15 protein-coding genes are annotated in these 16,336 nt (G+C 74.6%); 6 read left to right on the top strand and 9 right to left on the bottom strand.

Annotated features, from left to right (window positions below):
- Positions 1–51: 51 nt before the first annotated feature.
- On the bottom strand, positions 52–1,065 hold the full coding sequence (gene trpS / locus ACGFMP_RS20880; RefSeq protein WP_393674213.1) for a tryptophan--tRNA ligase: 1,014 nt from the start codon (positions 1,063–1,065) through the stop codon (positions 52–54).
- Between the two features lie 282 nt (positions 1,066–1,347).
- On the opposite strand from trpS, the gene rocD reads away from it, so the two are divergent.
- Positions 1,348–2,532: an ornithine--oxo-acid transaminase gene (gene rocD / locus ACGFMP_RS20875; protein WP_393674304.1), complete on the top strand. Its 1,185-nt coding sequence runs from the start codon at positions 1,348–1,350 to the stop codon at positions 2,530–2,532.
- A 129-nt stretch (positions 2,533–2,661) separates the two neighbouring features.
- Positions 2,662–3,528, top strand: coding sequence for a hypothetical protein (locus ACGFMP_RS20870; protein ID WP_393674302.1), 867 nt, complete (start codon positions 2,662–2,664; stop codon positions 3,526–3,528).
- Between the two features lie 168 nt (positions 3,529–3,696).
- Here the strand turns inward: ACGFMP_RS20870 and ACGFMP_RS20865 are convergent, their stop codons facing one another.
- A complete protein-coding gene (locus ACGFMP_RS20865) occupies positions 3,697–4,179 on the bottom strand; it encodes a carboxymuconolactone decarboxylase family protein (protein ID WP_393674212.1) in 483 nt (160 codons plus the stop codon).
- Positions 4,180–4,228: 49 nt separating this feature from the next.
- On the opposite strand from ACGFMP_RS20865, the gene ACGFMP_RS20860 reads away from it, so the two are divergent.
- Positions 4,229–5,686, top strand: coding sequence for a PLP-dependent aminotransferase family protein (locus ACGFMP_RS20860; protein ID WP_393674211.1), 1,458 nt, complete (start codon positions 4,229–4,231; stop codon positions 5,684–5,686).
- 180 nt (positions 5,687–5,866) lie between these two features.
- Here ACGFMP_RS20860 and ACGFMP_RS20855 read toward each other — a convergent pair whose 3' ends face one another.
- The 4 genes from ACGFMP_RS20855 to ACGFMP_RS20840 all read right to left on the bottom strand — a co-directional run bounded on the left by ACGFMP_RS20855 (position 5,867) and on the right by ACGFMP_RS20840 (position 9,275).
- Positions 5,867–6,856, bottom strand: a complete 990-nt coding sequence (locus ACGFMP_RS20855) for a malate dehydrogenase (RefSeq protein WP_393674209.1) — start codon at positions 6,854–6,856, stop codon at positions 5,867–5,869.
- Between the two features lie 191 nt (positions 6,857–7,047).
- Positions 7,048–7,878 (bottom strand): helix-turn-helix domain-containing protein, encoded by an 831-nt coding sequence (locus ACGFMP_RS20850; RefSeq protein WP_393674207.1) that lies wholly within the window; start codon positions 7,876–7,878, stop codon positions 7,048–7,050.
- A 145-nt stretch (positions 7,879–8,023) separates the two neighbouring features.
- The gene (locus ACGFMP_RS20845) at positions 8,024–8,422 is read right to left on the bottom strand and encodes a DUF3017 domain-containing protein (RefSeq protein WP_393674206.1); all 399 of its coding nucleotides are present in this window, start codon (positions 8,420–8,422) and stop codon (positions 8,024–8,026) included.
- A complete protein-coding gene (locus tag ACGFMP_RS20840) occupies positions 8,412–9,275 on the bottom strand; it encodes a bifunctional methylenetetrahydrofolate dehydrogenase/methenyltetrahydrofolate cyclohydrolase (RefSeq protein ID WP_393674205.1) in 864 nt (287 codons plus the stop codon). The genes ACGFMP_RS20845 and ACGFMP_RS20840 overlap by 11 nt, the downstream gene beginning before the upstream one ends.
- Before the next feature lie 141 nt (positions 9,276–9,416).
- Between ACGFMP_RS20840 and ACGFMP_RS20835 the strand changes: the two genes are divergently transcribed.
- Complete coding sequence (locus ACGFMP_RS20835) at positions 9,417–10,085, top strand: RDD family protein (protein WP_393674203.1); 669 nt, start codon at positions 9,417–9,419, stop codon at positions 10,083–10,085.
- Positions 10,086–10,175: 90 nt separating this feature from the next.
- Here ACGFMP_RS20835 and purH read toward each other — a convergent pair whose 3' ends face one another.
- Positions 10,176–11,765, bottom strand: coding sequence for a bifunctional phosphoribosylaminoimidazolecarboxamide formyltransferase/IMP cyclohydrolase (gene purH, locus ACGFMP_RS20830; protein WP_393674202.1), 1,590 nt, complete (start codon positions 11,763–11,765; stop codon positions 10,176–10,178).
- The gene (gene purN, locus ACGFMP_RS20825; RefSeq protein ID WP_393674201.1) at positions 11,762–12,397 is read right to left on the bottom strand and encodes a phosphoribosylglycinamide formyltransferase; all 636 of its coding nucleotides are present in this window, start codon (positions 12,395–12,397) and stop codon (positions 11,762–11,764) included. Before purN ends, purH begins: the two co-directional genes overlap by 4 nt.
- 285 nt (positions 12,398–12,682) lie before the next feature.
- Between purN and ACGFMP_RS20820 the strand changes: the two genes are divergently transcribed.
- Positions 12,683–13,501 carry a hypothetical protein gene (locus ACGFMP_RS20820; protein WP_393674199.1) on the top strand — a complete coding sequence of 273 codons (819 nt, stop codon included), beginning with the start codon at positions 12,683–12,685 and terminating at the stop codon, positions 13,499–13,501.
- A 464-nt stretch (positions 13,502–13,965) separates the two neighbouring features.
- On the opposite strand, the gene ACGFMP_RS20815 is transcribed toward ACGFMP_RS20820, so the two are convergent.
- Positions 13,966–15,219 carry a DUF6350 family protein gene (locus ACGFMP_RS20815; RefSeq protein ID WP_393674198.1) on the bottom strand — a complete coding sequence of 418 codons (1,254 nt, stop codon included), beginning with the start codon at positions 15,217–15,219 and terminating at the stop codon, positions 13,966–13,968.
- 311 nt (positions 15,220–15,530) lie between these two features.
- On the opposite strand from ACGFMP_RS20815, the gene ACGFMP_RS20810 reads away from it, so the two are divergent.
- Positions 15,531–16,298, top strand: coding sequence for an RNA polymerase subunit sigma-70 (locus tag ACGFMP_RS20810; RefSeq protein WP_393674196.1), 768 nt, complete (start codon positions 15,531–15,533; stop codon positions 16,296–16,298).
- Positions 16,299–16,336 lie beyond the last annotated feature (38 nt).

Below are 16,336 nucleotides of genomic sequence, written 5' to 3'. Positions count from 1 at the left end.
CGTCCCCTTGGTCCTTGCCGTCGTGCCTCGTGCTCCCCGTGCCGCCCCGCGCTAGTGCTTGGCGGGCACCAGGCCCAGTCGGTCGTACGCCGCCGCCAGCGTCTCCGCCGCGACGGCCCTGGCCTTCTCCGCACCCTTGGCCAGTACGGAGTCCAGGCTCTCCGGATCCCCCAGATACTCCCTCGTACGCTCGTGGAACGGTGTGACCCACTCCACGAAGATGTCCGCGAGGTCGGTCTTGAGCGCACCGTAGCCCTTACCCTCGTACTGCTGTTCCAGTTCCGGAATTCCGGTACCGGTGAGGGCGGAGTGAATGGTGAGCAGGTTGCTGACGCCCGGCTTTTCCGTTTCGTCGTACCGGATGACCGTGTCGGTGTCGGTGACCGCGCTGCGGAACTTCTTCGCCGAGACCTTCGGGTCGTCCAGCAGGTTGACCAGGCCCTTCGGGGACGGCGCAGACTTGCTCATCTTGGCGGCCGGGTCCTGGAGGTCGTAGATCTTGGCGACCTCGCGCACGATGTGCGGGGCGGGGATGGTGAAGGTCTGCCCGTAGCGGCCGTTGAACCGCTCGGCCAGGTCGCGGGTCAGCTCGATGTGCTGGCGCTGGTCCTCGCCGACCGGGACGGCGTCCGCCTGGTAGAGCAGGATGTCGGCGACCTGGAGGATCGGGTAGGTGAACAGGCCGACCGTGGCGCGGTCGGCACCCTGCTTGGCGGACTTGTCCTTGAACTGCGTCATCCGGGAGGCCTCGCCGAACCCGGTGATGCAGTTCATGACCCAGCCGAGCTGCGCGTGCTCGGGCACGTGGCTCTGGATGAAGAGCGTGCAGCGCTCGGGGTCGAGCCCGGCGGCCAGCAGCTGGGCGGCTGCCAGCCGGGTGTTCGCGCGCAGCTCCGCCGGGTCCTGCGGGACGGTGATCGCGTGCAGGTCCACGACCATGTAGAACGCGTCGTGCGACTCCTGGAGCGCCACGTACTGGCGGATCGCACCGAGGTAGTTCCCCAGGTGGAAGGAGCCGGCGGTGGGCTGGATGCCCGAGAGGGCGCGGGGACGGTCTGTGGCCATGTTCACCATTCTCTCAGGTCGGCGCGCGGTCCCACACCCCTGATCGTGACGGGCGGATCTGCGACGACACGGCGTTTTCGCCGTAAGGTTTCACGCCATCGCCGGTGAGCGACGATAGAAATGGGGCCGCAGCCCCAGGGGCACACCCCGCCCCGCTCCCAGGCGAGGGCCTGGCTCCCGACGCACGACGAACGGAGTACCCACGTGAGCACCAGCACATCCCGGACCCCCGCTGCCGACGGCAGCCCCGCCGCCTCCGCCGCCTCCGCCACCGGCCGGCAGATCGCCGAGACCGAGGCGCACAGCGCGCACAACTACCACCCGCTGCCGGTGGTGATCACCGAGGCGGAGGGCGCCTGGGTGACCGACGTCGAGGGCCGCCGCTACGTCGACATGCTCGCCGGCTACTCGGCGCTGAACTTCGGCCACGCGCACCCGCGGCTGATCGCCGCGGCCAAGGCGCAGCTCGACCGGGTCACCCTCACGTCGCGGGCCTTCCACCACGACCGCTTCGCGCAGTTCTGCACGGAGCTGGCGGAGCTGTGCGGCATGGAGATGGTGCTGCCGATGAACACCGGGGCGGAGGCGGTGGAGACCGCCGTCAAGACGGCCCGCAAGTGGGGCTACCAGGTCAAGGGCGTACCCGACGGCCAGGCGAAGATCGTCGTCGCCGACGGCAACTTCCACGGCCGCACCACGACGATCATCAGCTTCTCGACCGATCCCGAGGCGCGGGCCGACTTCGGCCCCTACACCCCCGGCTTCGAGATCGTCCCCTACGGCGACCTGGCCGCGCTCGACGCGGCGGTCGACGCGGACACCGTCGCGGTGCTGCTCGAGCCGATCCAGGGCGAGGCGGGCGTGCTGGTCCCGCCGCCCGGCTATCTCGCCGGGGTGCGCAGGCTCACCGCCGAGCGCGGGGTGCTCTTCATCGCCGACGAGATCCAGTCGGGCCTCGGCCGCACCGGCCGCACCTTCGCGTGCGAGCACGAGGACGTCGTGCCCGACATGTACGTCCTCGGCAAGGCGCTCGGCGGCGGGGTCGTCCCGGTCTCGGCGGTCGTGTCGTCGCGGGACGTACTCGGGGTCTTCCGGCCGGGCGAGCACGGGTCCACCTTCGGCGGGAATCCGCTGGCCTGCGCGGTCGGCCTCGAGGTCATCGGGATGCTGCGTACCGGCGAACACCAGCGGCGCGCCGCCGACCTCGGCGACCACCTGCACCGGGAGCTCGGCACCCTGCTGGCCGCGGGTTCGCTCACCGCGGTACGGGGGCGGGGGCTGTGGGCGGGACTGGACATCCCGCCGGCCCTCGGCACCGGCCGCAGCGTCTCCGAGGCGCTGCTCGCGCGGGGCGTGCTGGCCAAGGACACGCACACCTCCACGATCCGGCTGGCGCCGCCGCTGGTCATCTCCAAGGACGACCTGGACTGGTCGCTGACGCAGCTCCGCACCGTCCTCACCTCCTGAGGTACCCGCCCTCCCCCACGTGCGGTACCGCCCCCACCGGGGGTCCCGCGGACACCACCGCGCGCGGCGGTGCCGCCGGGACGGCGGGAGGCACCCCCGCAGCCGTAGGGTGCGGGGGTGATCATCGGGATGGTGGCGGCACTCGGCGCGGCCCTGTGCTTCGGCGTGGCGTCCGTGCTGCAAGCCGTGGGCGCCCGCGCCGCGGAGCCGGGAAGCGGCTCGGGCGTGGACACCCGGCTGCTCGCGCGGGCGCTGGCCCAGCGCACCTACGTCGCCGGGCTCGCCTTCGACGCGATGGGCTTCGCGCTGGAGCTGGTCGCGCTGAAGGCGCTGCCCATCTACGCCGTCGGCGCCGCGATCGCCGCGAGCCTCGCGGTGACCGCCGTCACCGCGAGCCGGCTGCTGCACGTGACGCTGCAACGCGTCGAGTGGGCTGCGGTCGGCACCGTCTGCGGCGGCCTGGCCCTGCTCGGGCTGGCCTCCGGCAGCGAGGGGCACGGGCACGGCAGTGCCGCGCTGGGCTGGGGCACGCTCGCGGCGGCCGGTGCGGTGCTGCTGGTGGGGGTCGCCGCGGGGCGGCTGCCGGACCGCACCCGGGCCGCCGTGCTGGGTCTGGGCGCCGGGTTCGGCTTCGGCGTCGTCGAGGTCGCGGTGCGGCTCGTCGACGGCCTGGCCGGCCCGGCCCTCTACGCCCTGCTGCTCGGCGGCGGCGCCGCCTTCCTGCTGCTGACCTCGGCCCTGAGCCGCGGCTCCGTCACGACGGCGACCGCGGGGATGGTCATCGGCGAGACCGTCGGACCGGCCCTGGTCGGCGTGCTGGCCCTGCACGACCGCACCCGCCCCGGCTGGGGCCCGGTCGCGGTCGCGGGCTTCGCGCTGGCCGTCCTGGGCGCCCTGGTGCTGGCCCGCTTCGGCGAAGTCGGCACCCCCGCGCCCCCCGCGGAGCCCGCCCCCGAGCCCACCGCGCCGGCCACCCCTTCCCACGGCACCGGCTGAGACCGCCCGCGGCGCCTCGAAGACCCGCGGGCGCCTCCCCCGCGGCACCCCCGGCTGACCCGCCGCACCGTCCCGGGACTCCCCCCGCGGCAGCCCCGGGACGGGACGGTGGCAGCACCTCCCGCGGCGGCCCGCAGGCGCGCCGCCGGGTCGGCCTGCCCCGCGGGACTACGGGCGCGGCGCCGGGGAGAGGCGGCAGGTCACGCCGATGCGGTTCCAGGCGTTCATCGCCACCCCCATCGCGATGAGCCGCGGCATCTCGTCCTCGTCGAAGAGCTGTGCGGCCTCGTCGTAGACGTCGTCGGGCACGCCGTGGCCGCCCAGGTGGGTCATCGCCTCGGCCAGGGCGAGCGCGGCGCGTTCGCGGGCGGTGAAGAAGGGCGTCTCGCGCCACACCGTCAGGCCGTGCACCTTCTGCTCGGACACGCCGATCTTGCGGGCGTCGGCGGTGTGCTTGTCGACGCAGTAGGCGCAGCCGTTGAGCTGCGAGACGCGGATCCTGACCAGCTCGCGCACCACCGGGTCGAGGCCCAGGGCCGCGGCCTTGTCGAGGGCGAACATCGCCTGGTAGAAGTCCGGCGCCTTGTCGTTCAGGTCGATCCGGCGGACCGGAGCGGGAACGGCTTCTTCAACTGGGGAGATCGTGGTCATGCAGCCACCGTAGACGCGAAGTGGCACGGCACTGTGGTCCACTTGGAGGGTGAACGACTGGGCCACTCCGAAGCGCGGCAGCGGCAACTACGACCTGCTGATCGACCTGGCGGGGCAGCGTACCCGGGCCGGCCTTGAGGAGGCGCTGCGGGCGGCGGTACGCGACGGGCGCCTCGCCCCCGGCACCCGGCTGCCGTCCAGCCGGGTGCTGTCCCATGACCTGGGCCTGGCCCGCAACACCGTCGCCGACGCCTACGGCCAGCTGGTCGCCGAGGGCTGGCTCACCGCCAGGCAGGGTTCGGGCACGACGGTCGCCGCGCGTCCGGCGGTGCCGCCGCGCAGGCCGCCCGCGCCGCCCGCGCCGCCGGCCCAGGTCCTGCCGCGTACCGGGACCAGGGACGTCGTACCGCACGACATCCGGCTGCCCTACGTGCTGTGGCCGGGATCGCCCGACCTGTCGTCCTTCCCCCGCGCCGCCTGGCTCCAGGCCGCCCGCCGCGCGCTGACCGCGGCGCCCAACGAGGCCTTCGGCTACACCGATCCGCGCGGCCGCCCGGAGTTGCGCACCGCGCTGGCCGGCTACCTCGCCCGGGTCCGCGGGGTCCGCACCGACCCCGACCACCTGGTGGTGTGCAGCGGCTACACCCAGGCCGTCGGCCTGCTCGCCCGGGTCCTGCGCGGCCGCGGGGCGCGCGCGGTCGCCGTCGAGTCGGTCGGCCTGCCCGACATCCCGACGGTGCTGCGGTCCGCGGGGCTCGACCCGGTGGCCCTCCCCGTCGACGCGGACGGCGCCCGCGTGGCGGACCTGGACGCCGGCGTCCCCGCGGTGCTGCTCACCCCCGCGCACCAGTTCCCGCTGGGCGTGCGGCTGTCCCCCGAGCGCCGCACCGCGGTCGTCGCTTGGGCCAGGTCCACCGGCGGACTGGTCGTCGAGGACGACTACGACGGGGAATTCCGCTACGACCGGCAGCCGGTCGCGGCGCTTCAGGCGCTCGCCCCCGACCATGTCGTCTACGCCGGTACCGCGAGCAAGAGCCTGGCCCCGGGGCTGCGGCTCGCCTGGATCGCCGTACCGCCGCAACTGCTGGACGCGGTGGTGCGGGAGAAGCGCCTCGCCGACCACCAGTCCCCCGCGCTCGACCAGTTGACGCTTGCGGAGTTCATCCGCTCGGGCTCCTACGACCGGCATGTGCGGCGGATGCGGGTGCGGTACAGGACCCGGCGGGACCGGGTGGTGGAGGTGCTGGCCGCGCGGGCGCCGGGGGCGCGGGTGTCCGGGATCGCCGCCGGGCTGCACGCGGTGGTCGAACTCCCGGCGGGCGCGCCGCCGCTCGACACCGTGATCGCCCGCGCCCACCGGCTGGGCCTGGCCGTCCCCGGCCTGTCCGACTTCGGCTCGACTCCCGGCCGTCCCCCGGCCCTGGTCGTCGGCTACGGCACCCCGCCGGACCACGCCTTCGCGACCGCGCTCGACCTCCTGTGCGACGCGCTCGGCACCAGGGCGTGAAGCGGACCCGGCCGCGCCGGCCGTCAGGAGGAGGAGTCCTTCACATGGCCTGACAGGGCGCAGGCGCGGGTCGGTGACGTGGAGTGGGGCGGGGTCCACCGGAACACACCCCGGCCCCGCAGCCGGCGTGCGGCGGCGGGGCCGTGACGAGCCATCGGGCCCGGATCGGAGCGATCGGGCTCAGATCAGGCCGAGTTCGCGCACCGCGGCACGCTCCTCCTCGAGCTCCTTGACCGACGCGTCGATCCGCGTCCGCGAGAAGTCGTTGATGTCCAGGCCCTGGACGATCTCGAACGCGCCGTCCTTGGTGGTGACGGGGAAGGACGAGATGAGGCCGGCCGGGACGCCGTAGGAGCCGTCGGAGACGATGCCCATCGAGGTCCAGTCGCCGTCCGCGGTGCCGTTGACCCAGGTGTGCACGTGGTCGATGGCGGCGGACGCGGCCGAGGCGGCCGAGGAGGCGCCGCGGGCCTCGATGATGGCGGCGCCGCGCTTGGCGACGGTCGGGATGAAGGTGTCGGCCAGCCACTGCTGGTCGTCGACGACCTCGGCGGCGTTCTTGCCCGCGACCTCGGCGTGGAAGATGTCCGGGTACTGCGTGGCGGAGTGGTTGCCCCAGATCGTGACGCGGCGGATGTCGGCGACCGCGGCGCCGGTCTTCTTCGCCAGCTGCGCGATGGCGCGGTTGTGGTCCAGGCGGGTCATCGCGGTGAAGCGCTCGGCCGGTACGTCGGGGGCCGCGGACTGCGCGATGAGCGCGTTGGTGTTGGCCGGGTTGCCGACCACCAGGACCTTGATGTCGTCGGCCGCGTTGTCGTTGATGGCCTTGCCCTGCGGCTTGAAGATCCCGCCGTTGGCGGACAGCAGGTCGCCGCGCTCCATGCCCTTGGTGCGGGGGCGGGCGCCGACCAGCAGGGCGACGTTCGCGCCGGCGAAGGCGATGTTCGGGTCGTCGGTGATGTCGATGCCGCGCAGCAGCGGGAAGGCGGCGTCGTCGAGCTCCATGGCGGTGCCCTCGGCGGCCTTGAGGCCCTGCGGGATCTCCAGCAGCCTGAGCTTCACCGGCACGTCCGCGCCGAGCAGGTGGCCCGAGGCGATGCGGAAGAGGAGGGCGTAGCCGATCTGGCCGGCCGCTCCGGTGACGGTGACGTTGACGGGAGTGCGAGTCATTGCCTTCTCCTGGCCTTTGCTGCGGTCTGCTGCGGTCGCGGGGTTGGCCGCTACGGCAGTGGCCCGAGCGGCCCCGAACGCGGATCTCTCGTCGTCAAGAGAGCCACCCGTCAGGCTATCGCGCGCCGCGCACGCCGTCGGACCGCGGTCGTGTGGCGGCGGTCACCGCGTCAGGACCCGCCGGCCCGGGGTCAGCCTATGCAGACGCCCAGCACGATCAGTCCCAGGCACAGGCCGGTGTGCGTCGGGCTCGGGGTGGCGCCGCCGCCCGACGCGGTCGGTGCGGGGGTGCCGGTCGGCGTGGCGGTGCCCGGCGCGGGCGGCGCCGCCGTCGTGCCGGCGGCGGACGGCGGCGGCTGCGAGCCGCCCGCCGCGGGCGCGGTCGGGGCGGCGGCGGTGGTCGGGGCGGACGGCGCGGCGCCGCCTGCCGTGCCCGCCGCGCTCGGAGCTGCCGGGCCGCGGCCCGGCAGGCTCGCGCCGGGCGCCGGCTTACGGGTCGGGTGCGAGGCACCGGCGGGTACGGAGGCGCCGGTGGCGGCGGTGCCGTCGCCCGGGGTGCCGGCGTCGCCCCCGGGGGCGCGGCCGTCGCTGGTCCCCGCCATCAGCACCACCGCCAGCAGCGCGCCCACCGCGAGCAGGCCAGCGGCGGCGAGCAGGACGAGGCGCCTGCGGCCTGGGGGGAGGCCGTCCTGCGCGCTCAGCGGGTCGAGCGGGTCGGGCTGCGGCACGGGCTTGCCCTGCCCGCGGTCGCCGGTGCCGGCGGAGGCCTTCTCGGCGAGCTTCCACAGGGCGCCGACGCGGTCGTAGTCCGCGCCGCTCGCCTGCGCCAGCACCTCGACGGCGGCGAGCGGCGGCACCTTGCGGGCGGCGAGGTAGGCGGCCCACGCGTCGGCGGGCTCCGCCGTCCGCGCGGCGAGTGCGGGCACCGTCATGCCGCTGCGGTCCTTCATCCGGCGCAACTGCGTCGCGAGGCGCCGCATGTCCACAGGGATGCGGTCGGCCAGCGGCTCCCACTGCCCCATGACGTACCCTCCGTGTCCCGCCGAATACCCGGGGCAACGGTAGGACACCGCTGACCGTACGGATGTTCTTTCGCCAACTCCGCACGCGCGCAGCACCGTTGTGGCATTGTTGCCCCGGCGCGTGCCCGTCGCGGCCGCCGGGGGGTCAGCGCACGGAGAAGTGGATGATGTCCTCGAGGAACGGGATCCGGATCAGCGGATCCGGCTGAGCCATCAGCGCCAGCAGGACGATCGCGACGCCGAGGATCCCGTACGTGATCACGTCGGTGAAGCGGCTGCGCACCGCCAGCATCCCCACCGACTGCATCCCCCACCGCAGGGCCCCGCCGACCAGCAGCGAGACCCCCACCACTATCGCGCCCGCGCGGAACTGCCCCGCGGCCGTGACGACCAGGCCGGCCACCGCGCCGCCGATGACCAGCAGGATGGGCCACTGGCGGGCGGGGGCGGGCGCGCCCCCGGCGGCGGCGCGGCCGCCGCCCTCAGGGCGGGCAGTGGAGGTGGTCACGGCGGGGCGGCCGCCGGGCCCGAGGTCACCGGACATCGGTCGCCGCCCGCTCCGCCGCTTCCACCACGTTCTGGAGCAGCAGCGCACGGGTCATCGGGCCCACGCCGCCGGGGTTCGGGGAGATCCAGTCGGCGACCTCGCCCACGCCGGGGTGGACGTCGCCGACGATCTTGCCGTGCTCGTCACGGCTGACGCCGACGTCGAGGACGGCGGCGCCGGGCTTGACGTCCTCCGGCTTGACGATGTGCGGCACGCCGGCCGCGGCGACGATGATGTCGGCCTGGCGCAGCTGCGCGGACAGGTCGCGGGTGCCGGTGTGGCACAGGGTGACCGTGGCGTTCTCCGACTTGCGGGTGAGCAGCAGGCCGATGGAGCGGCCGACGGTGATGCCGCGGCCGACGACCACCACATGGGCGCCGTTGACGGCCACGCCGTGCCGGCGCAGGAGTTCGACGATGCCGTTGGGGGTGCAGGGCAGCGGGGCGGGCACGCCGAGCACCAGCCGGCCCAGGTTCGTCGGGTGCAGCCCGTCCGCGTCCTTGGCGGGGTCCATGAGCTCGAGCACCCGGTTGGTGTCGATGCCCTTGGGGAGCGGGAGCTGCACGATGTAGCCGGTGCAGGTGGGGTCGTCGTTGAGCTCGCGGACGACCGCCTCGATCTCGTCCTGCGTGGCGGTGTCGGGGAGTTCGCGCTGGATGGAGCCGATGCCGACCTGCGCGCAGTCGCGGTGCTTGCCCGCGACGTACCACTTGCTGCCCGGGTCGTCGCCGACCAGCAGGGTGCCGAGGCCGGGTGCGACACCGCGGGCCTTGAGCGCCTCGACGCGCTCGGTCAGTTCGGACTTGATCGCGGCGGCGGTGGCCTTGCCATCGAGAATCTGGGCGGTCATGGACCCCATACTCCCGGATCGGGGGCCTGCGGTACCAATCAGTCCCCTTCCTGTGCAGTGTTGCCCCTTGCGCCCCGGCGCCGCCGGGCCGGACGATGTGGCGGATCCGTCCCGTCCTCCCGCTCACTAAGGAATCCGCACGTGAGTCAGCCACCCGGCCCGCCGAACCCGTACAGCGGCCCTCCCCAGCAGCCCTACGGCCAGCAGCAGCCCCCCGGCATCCCGCAGCAGCCGTATTACGGGCAGCAGCAGCCGGGCTACGGCTACCCTCCGCAGCAGCAGTACGGGGCCTACCCGCAGCCGGGCGGGCTGCCGCCGGGCGTACCGCCGCTGGCGAGCTGGGGCGCGCGGCTGGGGGCGTACATGCTCGACTTCCTGATGTTCAACCTGGTGCCGACCGGATTGATATTCGCGGCGGACATCCCGTACAGCATGAAGGTGCAGGACGCCAGGGACGCCTGCACCGACCAGGGCATCCCGTCCGGCAGCTGCGAACTGCCCCACATGTCGAGCACCGGCGTGACGCTGCTCGTGGTCGGCGGCATCCTCAGCCTCGCCGTGTTGGTCTTCCTCAGCATCCGCGAGGGGAAGACCGGGCAGACGCCGGGCAAGAAGATCGTCGGCATCCGGCTGCTGCGCGCCTCCGACGGCGCCGCCCTCGGCTTCGGCCGCGCCTTCGGCCGCCGCTGGCTGCACCTGCTCGACGCCGTCCCCTGCGCCCTGGGCTTCCTGTGGCCGCTGTGGGACGACAAGAACCAGACCTGGGCCGACAAGATGGTCAGCACCGTGGTGATCAAAGACCAGTTCTGAGCCGCGAGGCGCGGACGCACCGAGGCCGTACCCCTGGCGCGGGGTACGGCCTCGGTGCGCTGCGGCTCTGCCGCCCCGGGCGTCGGCGGCTCAGTGGAAGAAGTGCCGGGTGCCCGTCAGGTACATCGTCACGCCGGCCTTCCGCGCCGCCTCGATCACCGCTTCGTCGCGGATCGAGCCGCCGGGCTGCGCCACCGCGCGGACGCCGGCCTCGGCCAGCACCTCGAAGCCGTCGGGGAAGGGGAAGAAGGCGTCGGACGCCGCGTACGAGCCGGCAGCGCGCTCCGCGCCGGCGCGGGCCACCGCGAGCTTGGCCGAGTCGACCCGGTTGACCTGGCCCATGCCGACGCCGACGGTGGCGCCGTCCTTGGCCAGCAGGATCGCGTTGGATTTCACGGCACGCGACGCGCGCCAGGCGAAGGCCAGTTCGGCCAGCTCCGCGGCCGCCAGCGGCTCGCCCGCGGCCAGCGTCCAGGTGGCCGGGTCGTCGCCCTCGGCCTGCAGCCGGTCCTTGACCTGGAGCAGGATGCCGCCCTCGATGGGCTTGTACTCGGCGACCGCGTCGGGGGCGGCGGCGACCCGCAGCACCCGGATGTTCTTCTTGCGGGCCAGCACCTCGACGGCGCCGTCCTCGTAGTCCGGAGCCACGATGACCTCGGTGAAGATCTCCGCGACCTGCTCGGCCATCGCCACCGACACCGGCCGGTTCACGGCGATGACGCCGCCGAAGGCGGAGAGCGGGTCGCAGGCGTGCGCCTTGCGGTGCGCGTCCGCGACATCGGAGCCGACGGCGATACCGCACGGGTTGGCGTGCTTGATGATCGCCACGCAGATGTCCTCGTGGTCGTGGGCGGCCCGGCGGGCGGCCTCGGTGTCCACGTAGTTGTTGAAGGACATCTCCTTGCCGTGCAGCTGCTCGGCGCCGGCCAGGCCGCCGCCGTCGCCGGTGACGTAGAGCGCGGCGGGCTGGTGCGGGTTCTCGCCGTAGCGCAGGGTCTGGCGGCGGGTGAAGACCTCGCCGACGAACTCCGGGAAGGCGCTGTCCTCGTCGGCCGCGTAGCCGTCCGCGAACCAGGACGCCACCGCCACGTCGTACGCCGCGGTGTGCCGGAACGCCTCGGCGGCGAGCCGCTTGCGGGTGTGCAGGTCGAAGCCGCCCGACTCGGCGGCCGCCAGCACGTCGGCGTAGCGGGCCGGGCTGGTGACCACGGCGACCGAGGGGTGGTTCTTGGCGGCGGCGCGCACCATCGAGGGCCCGCCGATGTCGATCTGCTCGACGCACTCGTCGTCGCCCGCGCCGGACGCCACCGTCTCCCTGAACGGGTAGAGGTTCACCACGACCAGCTCGAAGGGCTTGACGCCCAGCTCGTCCAGCTGCCGGCGGTGGTCGTCGAGCCGCAGGTCGGCGAGGATGCCGGCGTGCACCCGCGGGTGCAGCGTCTTGACCCGGCCGTCCAGGCACTCGGGGAAGCCGGTCAGCTCCTCGACCGGCGTCACCGGCAGCCCGGCGGCGGCGATACGGGCGGCCGTCGAGCCGGTCGACACCAGCTCCACGCCCGCCTCGTGCAGGCCGCGGGCCAGCTCCTCGAGACCGGTCTTGTCGTAGACGCTGATCAGCGCGCGGCGGAAGGGGCGAGTGCCCGCGCCCTGTCCTTGGCCCTGGGTGTCTTCGGCGCTCATGCCGGAATCCGTACCTTTCGTCCTTCGATGCGGTAGCCGTCGCGCGACAGCCGCCCTACGACGTCGACGAGCAGGCGCCGCTCGACGTCCTTGATGCGCTCGTGGAGCGCGTCCTCCGTGTCGTCCGCCCTGACCTCGACCACGCCCTGGGCGATGACCGGGCCGGTGTCGACGCCGTCGTCGACGAAGTGGACGGTGCACCCGGTGACCTTGGCGCCGTACGCGAGCGCATCGCGTACGCCGTGCGCCCCGGGGAAACTCGGCAGCAGCGCGGGGTGGGTGTTGATGAACCGGCCGCCGAAGGCCGCGAGGAAGTCCTTGCCGACGATCTTCATGAAGCCGGCCGACACCACGAGGTCGGGCTCGTACGCGGCCGTCGCCCCGGTCAGCGCGGCGTCCCAGGCGGCGCGGTCCGGGTGGTCGCCCACCTTCACCACGAAGGTGGGCAGCCCGGCGCGCGCGGCCCGCTCCAGCCCCGCGATGCCGTCGCGGTCGGCGCCGACCGCGACGATCCTGGCGCCGTAGGCGGGGTCGGCGTCGATGGCGTCGAGCAGCGCCTGGAGGTTGGTGCCGGAGCCGGAGACGAGGACGACCAAGCGCGCCGGGGTGCTGGCGGGAGTGTGGGCAGCCACTGGCGGGGGCTCTTCTCTCGCTGAAAATCGTTCGGATGATCGTACGAGTCGGGGATTGGCCGGATTCCGGGGAACCCTACGAGACCGCCGACCGTCAGCAACGATACCGGCACTCCGGACGGCCCCCACGGGACGGGGGACCGCGCGGGCGGTAGCGTCTGGCGGGAGCACGGGACTTCGCGCGCGCTGCGCGCGGGTGAACGTGATGTATCCGACACCTGTGTCACGTATGACTTGTGGTGCAGGACGGCGAAGAGCCCGGTAAGAGGAGTCGAGCCCAAGGGGATGGCGCATCACATCATGAGCAGCGGCCGTAATCATCTTGCGCTGCGCGCGCCCGAGGGCGACCAGGACCAGGACAACCCGTTCGCGCCGCCCCCGGAGGGGACGCCGGACCGGCCCTGGCAGCCCAGGCGGCCCGATGGATCGGGCGACGCCGACTCGGGCACGCACGGTTCCACGGGCCCGTCCGGGTCCTCGGGCTCGTCCGATCCGTCAGGTTCCGGGGGTACGCCCCCGCCCCCGCCGCCGGGACGGCGGCCCGGCGCGCCCCAGGCCTGGGGCCACCAATGGGGGAACCAGCAGCCGCAGGACGGCCGCCCCAACCCCCACCAGGGCCCGAACGGCCCCCAGGGCACAGGACCGCGCTTCGACCCCACCGACCCCGCGCAGCGGCGGTCCCGCTACGCGCTCGTCTGCGGCGGCTGGGGCCTGATCTTCGCGGTGCTCGGCTGGGTCGAGGTCGGCCTGCTGCTCGGGGCGCTCGCCCTCTACTGGGGGATCAGCGCACTGCGGATGACCCCGGAGGACCGGGCCGAGGCCAGGGCGACCGCCGCGTCGGCCCTCGCCGACGCCACGCAGACGCCGCGGCCGACGCCGCCGGCGCCGGGGCCCGACGCGCAGCGGTCCTTCATGACCGCGGCGTGGAGCGGGATCGTCACCAGTGCGGTGACGATCGCGATCGTCGCATCGAGCTTTGCGCTGCATCTCGCTTACCGCGACTACTACACGTGCAAGCAGGATGCGTTGACGCATCCTGCGTCGCAGGCGTGCCAGAAGCTGTTGCCCGAGCCGCTTCGGAGCATTCCCGCACTTCGCGGCTAGGCGGTTCCACCGCGGGGTTGCGCCGACGGGCCGCCCGCGGCGGGGTGACCTCCGGGGGCTTGCGCCCCTGGGGGCCCGCGGGGGGCGGTTGGCCGCCGGTGCGGTCTCGGCTGGGCGCGCCGTTCCCCGCGCCCCTGACGGGGTGCCCCCTTGCGGTGGGCGGTTGGCCGCCGGTCCGCGGTGGCCCGGCGCGCAGTTCCCCGCGCCCCTGACGGGGTGCCCCCTTGCGGTGGGCGGTTGGCCGCCGGTCCGCTGTGGCTGGGCGCGCAGTTCCCCGCACCCCTGACGGGGTGCCCCCTTGCGTTGGGCGGTTGGCCGCCGGTCCGCTGTGGCCGGACGCGCCGTTCCTCGCACCCCTGACGGGGGGCCCCTTGCGGTAGGCGGTTGGCCGCCGGCTCGCGGTGGCTGGGCGCGCCGTTCCTCGCACCCCTCAGGGGGTGCCCCTTGCCTTGTTTTGGTGCGGGTCAGTGTGGGGGGAGGGGTGGGGTCGGGGGGTAAGGGGGTGGTGGGGGGAGGGGTGACGGGCGGGTGCGGGTCCAGGAGATGAGGGTGGCGGTCGGGAGCGCCAAGGCCAGCGGCCAGACCGTTGCGGCGGCCGCGCACGACCACCAGGCCGGCCCGAAAGCGCCGAGCGCCCCCGTACCCATGGCCCCGCCGGACGCGGCGGCGAGGAGGCCGAAGGCGAGCCCGCACACGGCGGACCCTCCCGCGGCGACCAGGGCGGTACTGCGCACTCCGAGGCGCGCCCTGACGCAGCAGACGGCCAGCGCGCACCCCGCGGCGGCCGGCACGGCGAGCGCGGCCCAGCCGGCACCGTGGCCGCCGGGCCCCGGCACCGCGGCCAACAGCGGAAAGCGCGGCAGCAGCGGGTGTGCCGACACACCGTCAGGCGCGACCGTCCGGCCGGCGCCGAGTACGAACCCCGGCCCGAGACCGTAGGCGGCGGACCACACCGCGAGGTTCGGTACCAGCAGCACGCACAGCAGCATGACCGCCGCCTGCCCGGCGAGCCCCGCGCTGAGCTGCCCGAAGGTCCGTCCCGCGGCACCGGCGTGCCAGGCGAGCGCGGTGCCGCCGACGAGCGCGCCGCCGCCGACCAGGACACCGGTGGCGATGCCGCCGGACCGTAGCGCGACGGCGGCGTCCGCGCCCCACGGCACGTACCGCTCCAGCGGTGGCCTGCCGCTGCCGGCCCAGGCTCCGGCCGCGGTGGCCGCGGCCGCGAAGAGCGGTACGCAGACAGCCGCCGAGAGCGCGTCGACCCGCAGCGGCCCGCGGGCCGCGTACCCGGCGACGAGCGCGGCGACGGAGAGGTAGCCGCTGAGCACCCACCCGGCGGAGCGGTACGTACCACTGCTCGCGACCGCCGACGCGGTCCCCCGGTACAGCAGCCACCCCAGCAGTGCGCTGAGCAGCAGCGGCATGACGCCGATCGGGGCCGGCACCCCGGAGAGCGTGTCGTCGCGCACCAGGTCGGCGCCCTGCGCGAGCAGCCACACCGAGGCGCCGAGGTGCAGTGCCCCGCCGATTCCGCTGTCGGGGAACGGTGAGACCACCCAGAGCAGCAGGACGACCGCGGCCAGCACGGCGAGGGCGAGCCCGGCCGCGGCCGCCCCGGTGGCGGCGGCCGACGCGCGGGCCGCGGCGGCCGCCCGCCGGGTCTCCGGGTCGGATTCCGCGGGCGGGTAGGGCTGTGCCTGTTCGGTCAGTTGGGTCACGGCGTTCCATGGTGCCAAGAACACCCGTTTCGCCCCAGCAGCGGGCGTTTGGTCGTCGTGTCGCCCATGATGTCCCGTATACGTGCTTTTTTCGGACCGTCGGACGAAAGGCTTCGCCGGTGAGCGGGCGCAAAAGGTCACAGAGGACCGGGTCGAAGGCGGACCGGAAGCCGCCTTCCGCGTCCCGCGCGACGGCCGCGGCCCACCAGGCCACCGCCACCACCCCCGCTCCCCCGCCCGGCCCCAAGACCTCCCGCCCGCGCAAGCCCGGACCCTCGACGTGCCGCCCCGGCGTGCGACCGCCCGGCCCGATGCGGGTACGTGTCGTCTACCGCCCGGTCGCCGCGACCGTCATGCCGCTGAGCCCCGAGGGTGCGGCCGCCGCCGAGGACCCCAGGGGCGCCTTCGACATGCTCTACCTGCACGGCGCCGCCGCCCTGCGGCAGCAGGTGGCCGTACTGACGGCGGACCGGGGATTGGCGGCGCGGGCGGCACGGCGGGCGTTCGACCTGGCCTGGCAGAACTGGCCCGATGTGGCCCGCGACAGCGACCCCGCGGGGTGGGTGCGGGCCGCCGCGCACGGCTACGCGCTGACCCCGTGGCAGCGGCTGCTGCGGCGGCGCCGCGCCGCCGCCACCGGCGACCCGCACCGGGCGCTGGTACGGCTGCACCCGGAGCGGCGGCGGGCGCTGCTGCTGCACGACGGCCTCGGGCTGAGCCTGTCGGTGACCGCCGCGGAGGTCGAGTCGAGCACCACCGCCGTGGCGTCCCGGATCATCGGCGCCCGGCGCGAACTGGCCGCCGCGTTGCCCGACGACTACGACGGCGGCGACGCGGGCCCGCTGCTGACCGCCCTGCTGGCGGCGGAGCGGGACGCGCCAGGCGGCGAGCCCGAGCCGTCGCGGGTACGGAACACCAGCGAGCGGCGCACCCGGCTGCGTACGGTCGGGGCCTTCACGGTGGCCGGGGCGGTCGTGCTGGCGACCACCGTGGGCATGATCGTCGGACCGCAGCATGGCACGCCGCCCAGGCACGGTCCCGCGCACCAGCAGCACGCCGAGCCGGCAGCGGGCGGCTGACCCTACGGCGACGGCGTGGGCGCGCCCCCGTGCAGGGG

Origin of the sequence: Streptomyces sp. NPDC049040 (genome assembly GCF_043197715.1) — a bacterium.
Taxonomy (GTDB): Bacteria; Actinomycetota; Actinomycetes; order Streptomycetales; family Streptomycetaceae; genus Actinacidiphila.
This window is presented reverse-complemented; position numbering and strand designations above follow the sequence as displayed.